The following is an 11,313-nucleotide window of genomic DNA, read 5'->3' as shown; positions in this document are numbered from 1 at the left end:
AATAAATATCATCGCTTCGCGAATAAAAAAATCAAGAAATATGAGAGAAAAATAGCGTAGCTAGTTTAAAATGAAATAAGTCATGAAAAAATATATCATGGCTTTTTTGTCATGCAATAAATATTTATAGATATTAAAAATCCTAGATTATTTTAAAACATTTACATTTCTGAATGTCCTTAATAATCTAGGATTTTTAATTTTTAGGGTTCATCGTTCAAAAAACGCCTTTTCCCGACAGCCCCTTTCAATTAATTAAAATATTTAGAAGACCCTAAAAGCTGTCTTTTTCCTGCTATCTTTGTAAGGTCTGCAAGCTCAAGTCTTGATATTTCTTTGAACGAGGCTACCATCACAAATTTTACATCTGAGAAGTTTTCATTCATATCATATATTTCGTAGTTTAATTTTATTTTTTCAAACTTATAAGTCTCTCTCAAATCGTGTTCTATATCGTCTATCAAGTCAAATACATAACCATTTATATCTTCAAAGAGAACTTGAAGGTATTCTTCATCCAACTCAAATTCTTCAATTAAATCCTTATCTATCTCATCAAACTTAAAAACAAAATTATCTAGCTTGCAATCAAAAACCATTACTCCATCTTCTTTGACTGAATCTGATATATCTATTACATGAACAATATCAGCCATATTTTTTAGGAGTCTTTGGACATTATCGCTAGATATATTCTTTTCTCCTACTTTGCTAGTAAAGGTAATTTCAACCATTTCCTTTACCTCCTTTCAATTAGCCATATCTCTTAGGTGAAGTAATATGTCATTCCAATTTTCTACTCTGATGATATTCTTGTGAGAAATCATCTTATTATAATTTGTATCCATTAATAGAACTTTTATTCCAGCATTTGCTAATTCCATAGAATTTTGAGGGTTGTCCTCTAAAAACACATCACAATTGAGTTCCATTGCCTTATCAACTTTATAGTAGCTTCCAAGTGAAAAAAGTTCTATATCTTTTATATCGTGTTTGTGAAGCCATTCTATAGTAGTATTTTCTATTTCTTTTCTTCTTGCTGTAACTATATACAAATTATGATTTTCCTGTAGCTCAACCAATGCTTCTTTTACCTTAGGTAGAATAGCAGCATTTCTATGCATATTCTCCCCTTCCTTTTCGTAAAAAATCTCAATTTCATCTCTACTAAGTCCATATAGTTTGTCTATTCTATGGTGTTCGCATTCTTCCTGGGTAAGTTTTTTTCCAAAATATTTATTAAAATACGGCATGAAATAATATGGATCTGTCATAGTTCCATCTATATCGATGCATATATTAAGTCTTTTCATTATTTCCCTCCAGAATAAATCAAAAAAAATCTAATACACATACTTTTCCATGGTAGGCTTTACCCCAAACATGCTTTTTATAGCTATATATTCATCATGAGCTGTTTTATTGAAATCAGATGTCTTAACTGCTCTTATCATTAAATTTTTCGGAGTATCAAGAGGAGAAACATACTCTATTGGAGTAACCTCATAACCCTGGGATTCTATAAATAAAGCCCTTAAAGAATCTGTTAGAAAATCACTCAGTCTGGCTTTAAATATTCCATGCTTTATCAAAGGATTTATTGGATTTTCTTTAATTTGATCCTTTAGCTCTTTATGACAACATGGTACTACAATCATAGACTCTGATTTTGCTCTTATTGCAAGGGCTATAGCATAATCTGTAGCAATATCACAGCCATGAAGGCTAATCACCATATCAATAGGTTCATCTGGAATATAGCTCCTCAAATCTTCTTCAATAAATTTCATATTTTTATATCCAAGTCTTTTCGCTCTTTCCTCAGATGAAGTAATTACATCTTTTTTATAGTCTACACCTATAAAATAGCACTTTTTCTTCATTACATCTTTTATATAATAATTTAGGACAAATGTAAGGTAGGATTTTCCACAAGCTGAATCCAGTATTGTAATGCTCTCCCTATCCTTCAATTTATCTAAAATTGGAATTACCACTTCAACAAAATGATCTATTTGATTGTATTTTCTAATCATATCATTTTTTATTTTTCCATCCTCAGACATTATCCCAATTTCTTTGAGAAGTCTAGATGCCTGTGAAGGCTTTATAAAATTATTTCTTCCCTTTGATACAGAACTTGGTTTTAAATCCTCAGGTTCTTGTTCATTTTTAGAGGATACTTTCTTGTCATCAGCTTCAATAACTATAATACTTCCTCTTTCTTTGTACTTTAAAATCATGGAGTCATATATTTTACCATATTCTAGTATTTGATTTAAAGTATTTTTGAAGTCAATCACTTTGGCTTCTCCATTAAATGAAAGTTCACCTTTATTATCTTTTAAATTAAAACTTCCTGGAAATTTTTTTGTTCCGGATTTGAATACAAAATCAAGGCCCTGAAAAAAGTCTCTTTGTTCTTCAAATCTACTGGAAACACCAAGAAAGAATACATTTATTTTACTTAATGTTTGCTTATTCATCTCTGCTACACCTCAAATTTAAAATTCCACTTATTATAACAGATTGATTTTTACGGCACAAGGAAACTTGCAAATTAAATATATATATATACTATCATAGAAAAAACAAATCCTATTAACATAAAAACTGAAGTTTCAAATGTAATATTAAAATGCCTTAATTTTTTGAAGATGGGATGTTCATTTTCAACATAAATTTTATATATGATAAAACCAAAACCAAAATATCCTAAGAATTCTAGTATATATCTAAAATTAAACTCTCCAAAAAAACCAACTAGCCTTACTCTAAATATAGACTCTATAAACAATGGATTTAGACCCAAAAGAATAGAAGGTATAGTAAGTATAAGCAGTCCTATATATACCTTGAAATCTTTTTTATATTCTTTTTTTTCACCACGAAAAATCTGCATTATTTTTAAAGTATAGATTATAGTACCGATATTTGCTATTGAAAATAGAAAGTATGCAAGTCCAAAGTCTTTGACCGAATACTTCACTATATCTTTGCTAATATAGCCTCCAAACATAGGAAAACCTACCATTGATAAAAGCCCAAGTATCATAAGTATACTCATTCCTGGATATGTCTTAAACACACCTCTTATCTCAGTGACTCTTCTTTCCTTTGCATTTACGATTATATATCCTGAGCTTAAAAAGAGTATAGCTTTAAAAAAAGCATGAGAAAACATGTGATAGACTCCACCTATAAATCCATAACCCGATAAGGTGCTAACCCCTATAATCATGATACCCATTTGAGATATTGTGCTAAAGGCAAGCAGCTGTTTTAAATCCTTCTGGCTAATGGCAAATATAGTTCCACCAAGAGAGGTTAGCAGTCCTATATATAGAAAAAAATCATTTAGTATTGCTGTATCAAAAGCTAATCCGATTCTAATAAAGGCATATACACCTGATTTGACCAATAGTCCTGAAAGTAACGCTGAAATAGATGAAGGTGCAGCTCCATGAGCTTTTGGAAGCCAGTTGTATACAGGGAAAAAAGCTGATTTTACTCCAAGTGAGGCTACCATCAATACATATGCAAGCTGTACACCAAAATTCATATTTAACTTTGGAAGTATTTGTTGGGATAGCTCAATATTTAAAGTCCCAGTTGTTCTATAAAGCAAAGCCAATCCCAAAAGATAAAACATCATCCCCGTACTATTGAAAAGCAAATAGTAAAATCCTGCTCTGATTGAATGACCATCTTTTTTATATACAATCAAAATAGTTGCCAAAATCGTAATAAGCTCTATAAAAACAAAAACAGTAAAAAAGTCATTAGCCTGAATAAATCCTAAAAATACCCCTTCTAAAAATAAGAGAAAAAAACCAAAAGTATGGTCTTTTTTTATTTTTTCTAAAGAATATAATAATACTGCCCACCAAATAATAACCGCTAGGATGATAAAAGCACTTGCAAGCATATCAACTCTAATCTGGATTCCTATTACATTTGAATACCCTCCGAAAACAATCTTATACTCTCCATTTTCAAGGACATTAAAATATGTATTATATGCTATAATGCTCAAAATTATTTGATTGATAAATATAAAACTTAAAATGAGTTTGTTTTTAAAAGAATATATTATTAAAGATGTTATTATAGGTAAGAAAATAAGCAAAACCGATTGATTCATAGCTATCCTTCCTTGTCCATTATTTCATTCCAGTTTAGTGTCCCAAAATGATGATATAGTTTGATGCTCAGCATTAAAGCAAGAGCCGTTATTGAGCTTCCTATGATAATCGTTGTAATCATCAGAGCTTGAGGCAAAGGGTCTACCATCAAACTAGTATCATTTGGAAAAATCGGCGGAACACCGTTATCAACTTGAGCAAAAGCCAAAAATAATAGAATTACAGCACTTTCTGTTATCTGAAGACAAAGGATGGATTTTATTATATTTTTACTGGTTCCAAGGCCATAAATCCCTAAAATCACTGTAATAAAGGTCAATATAATTCTAAATTCCATTGTCTTCCTCCTCAATAAAACTCTCAACTATTCCTATAAGACCTATTGTTACTTTACTTGCTATAATGAGATTTAAAAAAACCAAAAAAATTCTTCTATGTATAGTTCCACCGCTTACTATGGGATTTGTAAAAAACTCTCCATAAAAAAGAAAGCTTATAAAACCTGAGCAAACCATAATCAAAAACAATATTTTTTCCATTTTAATAAGTTTTTTCAGACTGATTTTATTATCTAGTTCAATAAAGTAAAAAAACAAATAGGCAGTAGTGAGAATAGCTCCTCCTTGAAACCCTCCACCTGGAGACAAGTCTCCATAGGCTACTATATAAATTCCAAATATAAGCATAAAAGAAAAGAGTATTCTACTCACTGTTCTAAATATAATAGAATCCTTCATAAAAACTCCCCTCTAAAAATCTTCAAATCTCGACATATATAAAATTCCACTTACTGTAACTAAAAGTATACTAGCTTCAAAAATAGTATCGAAAAATCTATAATCAAGATATATTCCTGTTACTATATTCTTTGAAGCAACTTCTTGTACTGAGTTTTCGATAAAATAATCTTTTGTAGTCTCTCTTTTATATGGCTCAATTTGCTCTACTGCATTAAAAAAAGAAATAGAAAGTGTAATTATCATAATAATAAATATTATTTTTTTTATCAAATCCCATCCCTCTTTTCTCCTCTTTTATAGTGTTTAGAAATAGCAATTATATAGATAACAGGGATAATTGCGCTTCCAATTGCTGCTTCAGCTAATGCAACATCAGGAGCGTTATAAATATAATAAAGTATAGCGCATATTAGAGAAAAAATAGAAGAGCATAAAATCAGATATAAGTTATTGTCATTAAATATTATGGATAGTAATATTATTATAAGTAATATATGAAAGAAATATATCATCTCTTATTCACCGCCTTATTAGGATTATATCCTCTATAATATGCTGACTTGGCTATGATATGATTACTTACTGGCCCAGTTGTTAATACAAAGGCTAAAATCAAAATAAGTTTTATTGTCATTGTGCTAAAACCCGCTCTTAATATTAACGCTATTATAGTTGTAATAGCAGCTACAGTATCGATTTGGCTACTTGTGAGAAGCTTGGAATATACATCCTCATATCTGAATATTCCTATAAGTCCAAATCCGATATAAGCCATTGCTATAAATAATAGTATGGAAGATACGTAGTTTAATATCATTTTTGTCTTCCCCCTTTTATTACAAATCTAGTAAGAATAATAACTGTCAAAAATCCAATAATTCCATATATTATTCCTATATCTAAAAGCATGGGATTTTTTTTATATACAGCATATATACAAATAAGCAAAATAACTTTTACGGATATAAGATTAAGTGCAAGCAACTTTTCCCATACGGTGTTTCCTATAAAAAACTTAATTAAGGTTATAAATATTGCTAAAGAAATAAATAACATCGAAAATTCTAACATATAGCACTCCTAACTACTCAAAAACTTTTTTATAACTATCTAGAATTGAGTTAATCGTTTCATCTTTGTTACTATTACCTTCAATATCAAGGATATATAGTATATTTTTTTCTACATCGACTGTTATTGTTCCTGGTGTAAGTGTGATTGCATTGGAAACCATAGTAATTACTATCGGATCTTCAGTGGGAAGCTTGACTTGAATAATATAAGGGTCTGATTCTTTTTTTATTATCCTTTTTAGATGGGTAAATGAATCTTTATATATCTCTAAGAAAAGGTTGGAGCTATACTTGATTAGAACTTTTAGAGTAGGTATCTTGAAAATCTTATTATCTGAAACAAAATCCCATGTTATATTTATAACCACAAAACTTGATATCAATCCAAGCAAGATATTATTAAGATTCAGATTTAGACTAAAAAGCATCCAAAAAATAAAAACTATTAAAAATCCATGCCTTTTTCTTATTCTCATAATGACCTTCCTTTATCTAAAATTAATCTCATATTTCCAATTTTATATAAAGCTATTTCATATTATAAAAAAAGGAAATCAATAATTAATTATGATTTCCTTCTTCTTTTTCTTGTCTGGGGTCAAACTCTGAAATATATATATTTTCGATATTCTTTCCATCAAAAGTAAATTTATTATATGATTTAATATAATAATGATCTGACTCTGTTAAAATTTCATGGTTTTGTTCTTCATTATTTTCTATTATAAACATTTGAGGATTTGACCCTCCATCACTTTCAGTTGGAAAATTTGTAACATAAGCCCCTTTGCTATTTCCAATTAAAAGATATAAATTTTTATACTCAAGAGAAGTATATGAAGACTTTGAACCTATGAGGAGTATAGCATCTACATCACCATCATTATTTATATCTGTATTAATTCTTTGGATTATAGTTGGCCTTTCCCCCATTTCATAGTTATTGGGGTTTTCATAATATGCAAGTCTAGATTCAAGAACTAAACTTTTATCTTTTGATACAAGCTCATAGCTTACTGAATCCTTTATCCAGAAAGCTTTTTGGAGAGATTCATCGCTTTCAAAGTTTGTAGAAAGTGGCTCTCCAAGAGTTTCTTTCATGTTTGAGTACAAATTAGTTTTGTCATTTGCATCAAAGGTCAAAACATTTTTGTAAATTCTTGTATATCTTCCATAATAAAATCTTACATTTGCATTAAGAAAAAACCATTCTTGATTTTCATAATCTATATATCTTGTATCATCGCTAACTCCTTCACCTTCTATTCCCTCACCTAAAATAGATACTAAATCTTTTTTTATCATTGAGAAAGCGTTGTATGGTATTACTGGATAGGGATTTTTATTTTGATTTTCCACATGGGTACTATCATTTAAAGGTGAAAAATTGTTATAATAAAGTCCATATGCAGATGTAACTCCAATTAACATAAAAATTACTGCGCCAAGCATTATTTTTGAAAATTTATTTTCATCAATCATTTTAACTCTCCTATGTATTAAAAATATTTAAAGTAAATAATTTTTAAATCTAATAGTGTTTTTTTAAAAATTTCAATTTATTATAACATAAAAATTTCTTCTTTTCATTATTGACACTTGAATTTAATCCTTGGGAATCATATATTAAAATATAAAGATAATGTTTTAGTTGGGAGAATATAATGAAATTTAAAAACGAACTAATTGAAGCAAGACTTATAAAAAGAGAAAAAAGATTTATAGCATATATAGACTATAATGGTAAAATTGTAAAAGCTCATGTGCCTAATACAGGTAGACTTCGAGAACTTGCTGTAAAAGATGCGGAAGTCTTAATATCTCAAAATTCAAATCCCTTGGGAAAAACAGACTTTAAACTTCACATGATAAAAAAAGATAGTCACTGGATTTCTATAGAATCAGTTCTTGCAAATCAGATTACTTTTGAAGGTGTATCTTCTAAATTAATAAAAGAACTTGAAGGTTATCGATATCTAAAAAAAGAAATAAAACATCTTGATAGCAGAATCGATTTTTTTCTTTTTAACAACTGGAATGAACTGCCGGATTATATGAAGGTTGATAATGAAAAAAAATTTGAAAAACTAATAGAAAAATCAAAAATCCATATAATAGATAATAAATATTATAATCCTGAACTAAAACCAGCCTACGTGGAAGTTAAAGGTGTAACTCTTGAAAAAGATGGCTGGGGTTATTTTCCTGATGCTCCTACTATACGAGGTGCAAGACATATAAATGAAATATCTAATTTAGTTCAAAATGGATATAGAGGAGTAATACTTTTTGTTGGACAGCATCCTAATATCAAAGGTTTTAGCCCAAATGAAGAGACTGATCCGGATTTTGCAAATACATTAATTGAAGCTGAGAAATTGGGCGTTGAAATATTGTCATATGTATGTACTATAGATAAAACTGAGATTAAATTAGATAGAAAAATTCCAATTTCTTTAAAACCTTGAAAAACAAAGTAACCTTTTTACAAAAATAAATTGCTAACTATTACTCTATTTGCAATTTATAATCATGATTTTCTTAATTCTCTACTAATTTAGTAAAAATTACCATTACAAGTTCGTTAATTTTTTGTATAATATAATTATAGATATTTAATATCTACTTCGTTAAATTTTTGATATAATCATTTGGAAAGTCAATTTAGGAGGTTAGTTAATGTCCACTTTTGAAATAATAAACGAAGAGTATATAGAAAGCCTTTTGGAAGCTTCTCTAAATACTAGCAAGTCTGAAGCTATTGCAATTATAGACAAGTCAAGAAGTATGACAGGTCTTTCTGCAAAGGAGGCCTCTGTGCTCCTTCAAATAAATGACCCTGAAGTATTAGAATATATGTATAAGACATCAAAAGAAATCAAGGAGCATATATATGGAAATAGAATAGTTATATTTGCTCCTCTTTATACAAGCAACGAGTGCACTAATAACTGTCTTTACTGTGGTTTTAGGTCACTAAATAAAGACCTTGAAAGAAAAACCCTTTTGAATGATGAAATCATGAGTGAAGTTAGACTTCTCGAAGAAATGGGACATAAAAGGATTCTTTTAGTTTGCGGTGAAGACAAAAGGATAACCGATATTGACCATATAACTTCTGCAATGGATCTTATATATAATAATTCAGATATCAGAAGAATCAATGTAAATGCAGCGCCTATGGAAGTTGAAGAATTTAAAAAACTCAAAGCTGCTGGAGTAGGAACTTTTCAAATTTTTCAAGAAACTTATCATAGAGACACTTATAAAAAAATGCATATATCTGGTTCAAAAAGAGATTATGACTATAGATTAACTGCAGTTGAAAGAGCACTTGAAGCAGGGATAGATGATTATGGAATAGGTGTCCTGCTAGGCCTTTACGATTATAAATTTGATGTTCTTGCCACACTTGTTCATGCGGAATATATGGATACAAAATATGGAGTAGGTCCTCATACTATATCAATACCACGACTTAGACCTGCTCATGGCTCAGGACTAGATAAAGTTCCATATGAGCTTACTGATGAAGAATTAAAAAAAGTCGTGTGTATATATAGACTAGCAGTTCCATATACAGGTATCATACTTTCGACTAGAGAAAATGCATATCTTAGAGATGAACTATTAGAGCTAGGAGTTTCCCAAATGTCAGCTGCTTCAAAAACTGGACCTGGAGGCTATGCCCATGATAAGCAAAGAAAGGATCAATTTGAAACCTCTGATGAGAGATCTCTTGATGAGATATTGAATACTATAATAGACCAAGATCATCTTCCTAGTTTTTGCACTGCCTGTTACAGATCAAATAGAACAGGAGAGGCTTTTATGAACTTAGCAAAGGAAGCCGATATCAGCAAATTTTGTCAACCTAATGCAATAATAACTTTAAAGGAAAAGCTTATGGGAACAACTGATACAGAGCTCATTTCAAAAGGAAATATTATAATAGAAAAAGAACTTATGAAAATAACTGAAAAACCGATAAAAGACGAAGTATTATCTAGGCTCAAAAGAATAGAAAATGGTGAAAAAGACCTGTTTATGTAGGAGGAACTATGAAAAATTATTTGATTATGACATCATCAACCAGCAATATGCTAAAGGGCGACAACTTGCTAAAAGAAAACTCAATAAATACAGTTCTTGTTCCTGCTCCAAAAGAATATGGTTCTGTCTGTGCTATTGCTATTAGAGTAAGTGAACAAGACCTTGAAAAATCTAAAGAGTTGCTAAAATCCCACGATGTAAATGTGGAAGGTATCTATGAAGATTTACATGAAAAACTAGATAATATTGTGAAAAAATTAAAAGACAAACATATAAGTCTGGAATTTAAGGAAATTACCAAAAGTATAGAAGAAGGAAAAGAGCTAGCTTATGAAGATGTACTTTATCTTTTGAAAACTGATAGACCTGCAGAGCAGGAAGCACTATTTGAACTGGCAGATGAGATGAGAAAAAAAGTAGTTGGTGATGTAGTTGACATTAGAGGAGCTATTGAGTTTTCAAACTACTGTATCAAAGATTGTAACTACTGTGGTCTTAGAAAAGATAATCTTGAACTTGAGCGCTATAGAATGTCTGAAGACGAAATCCTTGAAATTGTAAATGATATAAAAAATATGGGCCTTAAAACTGTAATTCTACAATCAGGAGAGGATCCACATTATACTAAAGAAATAATGGGAAATATATTAAAAAGAATAAAAAATGAAACAGGCCTAAAGATTACTCTATCTATAGGTGAAAGAGAGCTTGAGGAATATGAGTATTTCAAATCATGTGGAGCTGACAATTATCTTCTTAAGATAGAAACTACAAATAAAGCTATATTTGATGAAATTCATCCAGATGGAGATATGGAAAATAGGCTTAAATGTATACAAAAAATAAAGTCTTTAGGATATCTAAATGGTAATGGAGCAATAATAGGTCTTCCAATGCAAAAAGAGGAGGATATTGCAAAGGATATAATGTTTTTTAAGGACATGGGAATTAATATGATTGGAATAGGACCTTTTGTTCCCGCTAAGAACACTCCATATGAAAATCTACCCCATGGAGATGTTCGCATGACTTTAAAAGCTGTGGCAGTGACTAGGCTTGTCTGTCAAAGAGTATTTATCCCAGCAACTACTGCACTTCTTACTGTGGATAGGTCTGCACAGGCCAAGGCACTAATAAGTGGAGCCAATTCCCTTATGCTTGTAAACACGCCAGAAACTTATAGAGAAAATTATGTTATCTATTCAAATAAAAGTGAAGTCGGACTGGATTATGCAATAGAGTCTATAAAAGAAGCTGGTAGAAAACTCCCACTTTATTTAACTAAATCTAAGGAGGTTTAAT

The 11,313-nt window shown here is 30.0% G+C and carries 15 protein-coding genes; 3 read left to right on the top strand and 12 right to left on the bottom strand.

Annotation, left to right across the window (positions count from 1 at the left end):
* Nucleotides 1–251 precede the first annotated feature (251 nt).
* From J2Z35_RS08465 to J2Z35_RS08410, 12 genes are all read right to left on the bottom strand, one after another.
* Nucleotides 252–734 carry a hypothetical protein gene (locus tag J2Z35_RS08465; protein ID WP_209660966.1) on the bottom strand — a complete coding sequence of 161 codons (483 nt, stop codon included), beginning with the start codon at nt 732–734 and terminating at the stop codon, nt 252–254.
* 15 nt (nt 735–749) lie between these two features.
* Nucleotides 750–1,313 (bottom strand): 5' nucleotidase, NT5C type, encoded by a 564-nt coding sequence (locus J2Z35_RS08460; RefSeq protein ID WP_209660965.1) that lies wholly within the window; start codon nt 1,311–1,313, stop codon nt 750–752.
* 30 nt (nt 1,314–1,343) lie between these two features.
* Nucleotides 1,344–2,486, bottom strand: a complete 1,143-nt coding sequence (locus J2Z35_RS08455; protein WP_209660964.1) for a class I SAM-dependent methyltransferase — start codon at nt 2,484–2,486, stop codon at nt 1,344–1,346.
* 74 nt (nt 2,487–2,560) lie between these two features.
* A complete protein-coding gene (locus tag J2Z35_RS08450) occupies nt 2,561–4,144 on the bottom strand; it encodes a complex I subunit 5 family protein (protein WP_209660963.1) in 1,584 nt (527 codons plus the stop codon).
* Nucleotides 4,145–4,146: 2 nt separating this feature from the next.
* Nucleotides 4,147–4,482, bottom strand: a complete 336-nt coding sequence (locus J2Z35_RS08445; RefSeq protein ID WP_245330812.1) for a cation:proton antiporter subunit C — start codon at nt 4,480–4,482, stop codon at nt 4,147–4,149.
* Nucleotides 4,472–4,882: an MnhB domain-containing protein gene (locus J2Z35_RS08440; RefSeq protein ID WP_209660962.1), complete on the bottom strand. Its 411-nt coding sequence runs from the start codon at nt 4,880–4,882 to the stop codon at nt 4,472–4,474. The genes J2Z35_RS08445 and J2Z35_RS08440 overlap by 11 nt, the downstream gene beginning before the upstream one ends.
* A gap of 12 nt (nt 4,883–4,894) precedes the next feature.
* Complete coding sequence (gene mbhE, locus J2Z35_RS08435; protein WP_209660961.1) at nt 4,895–5,155, bottom strand: hydrogen gas-evolving membrane-bound hydrogenase subunit E; 261 nt, start codon at nt 5,153–5,155, stop codon at nt 4,895–4,897.
* On the bottom strand, nt 5,152–5,397 hold the full coding sequence (locus J2Z35_RS14970; protein ID WP_209660960.1) for a Na(+)/H(+) antiporter subunit B: 246 nt from the start codon (nt 5,395–5,397) through the stop codon (nt 5,152–5,154). The genes mbhE and J2Z35_RS14970 overlap by 4 nt, the downstream gene beginning before the upstream one ends.
* Nucleotides 5,394–5,702, bottom strand: coding sequence for a monovalent cation/H(+) antiporter subunit G (gene mnhG, locus J2Z35_RS08425; RefSeq protein WP_209660959.1), 309 nt, complete (start codon nt 5,700–5,702; stop codon nt 5,394–5,396). The genes J2Z35_RS14970 and mnhG overlap by 4 nt, the downstream gene beginning before the upstream one ends.
* Entirely contained in the window at nt 5,699–5,956 is a 258-nt protein-coding gene (locus J2Z35_RS08420; RefSeq protein WP_209660958.1) for a monovalent cation/H+ antiporter complex subunit F, read from the bottom strand. Before J2Z35_RS08420 ends, mnhG begins: the two co-directional genes overlap by 4 nt.
* Before the next feature lie 13 nt (nt 5,957–5,969).
* Nucleotides 5,970–6,434, bottom strand: coding sequence for a Na+/H+ antiporter subunit E (locus tag J2Z35_RS08415; RefSeq protein WP_209660957.1), 465 nt, complete (start codon nt 6,432–6,434; stop codon nt 5,970–5,972).
* Between the two features lie 85 nt (nt 6,435–6,519).
* Complete coding sequence (locus J2Z35_RS08410; protein WP_209660956.1) at nt 6,520–7,440, bottom strand: hypothetical protein; 921 nt, start codon at nt 7,438–7,440, stop codon at nt 6,520–6,522.
* A gap of 182 nt (nt 7,441–7,622) precedes the next feature.
* On the opposite strand from J2Z35_RS08410, the gene J2Z35_RS08405 reads away from it, so the two are divergent.
* From J2Z35_RS08405 to hydE, 3 genes are all read left to right on the top strand, one after another.
* Nucleotides 7,623–8,426 (top strand): DNA/RNA nuclease SfsA, encoded by an 804-nt coding sequence (locus J2Z35_RS08405; protein ID WP_209660955.1) that lies wholly within the window; start codon nt 7,623–7,625, stop codon nt 8,424–8,426.
* Between the two features lie 211 nt (nt 8,427–8,637).
* Nucleotides 8,638–10,011 (top strand): [FeFe] hydrogenase H-cluster radical SAM maturase HydG, encoded by a 1,374-nt coding sequence (gene hydG, locus J2Z35_RS08400; protein WP_209660954.1) that lies wholly within the window; start codon nt 8,638–8,640, stop codon nt 10,009–10,011.
* Between the two features lie 8 nt (nt 10,012–10,019).
* A complete protein-coding gene (gene hydE / locus J2Z35_RS08395) occupies nt 10,020–11,312 on the top strand; it encodes a [FeFe] hydrogenase H-cluster radical SAM maturase HydE (RefSeq protein ID WP_209660953.1) in 1,293 nt (430 codons plus the stop codon).
* Nucleotide 11,313: the final 1 nt, after the last annotated feature.

The organism is Acetoanaerobium pronyense (genome assembly GCF_017874355.1).
Classification (GTDB): Bacteria; Bacillota; Clostridia; order Peptostreptococcales; family Filifactoraceae; genus Acetoanaerobium; species Acetoanaerobium pronyense.
This window is presented reverse-complemented; position numbering and strand designations above follow the sequence as displayed.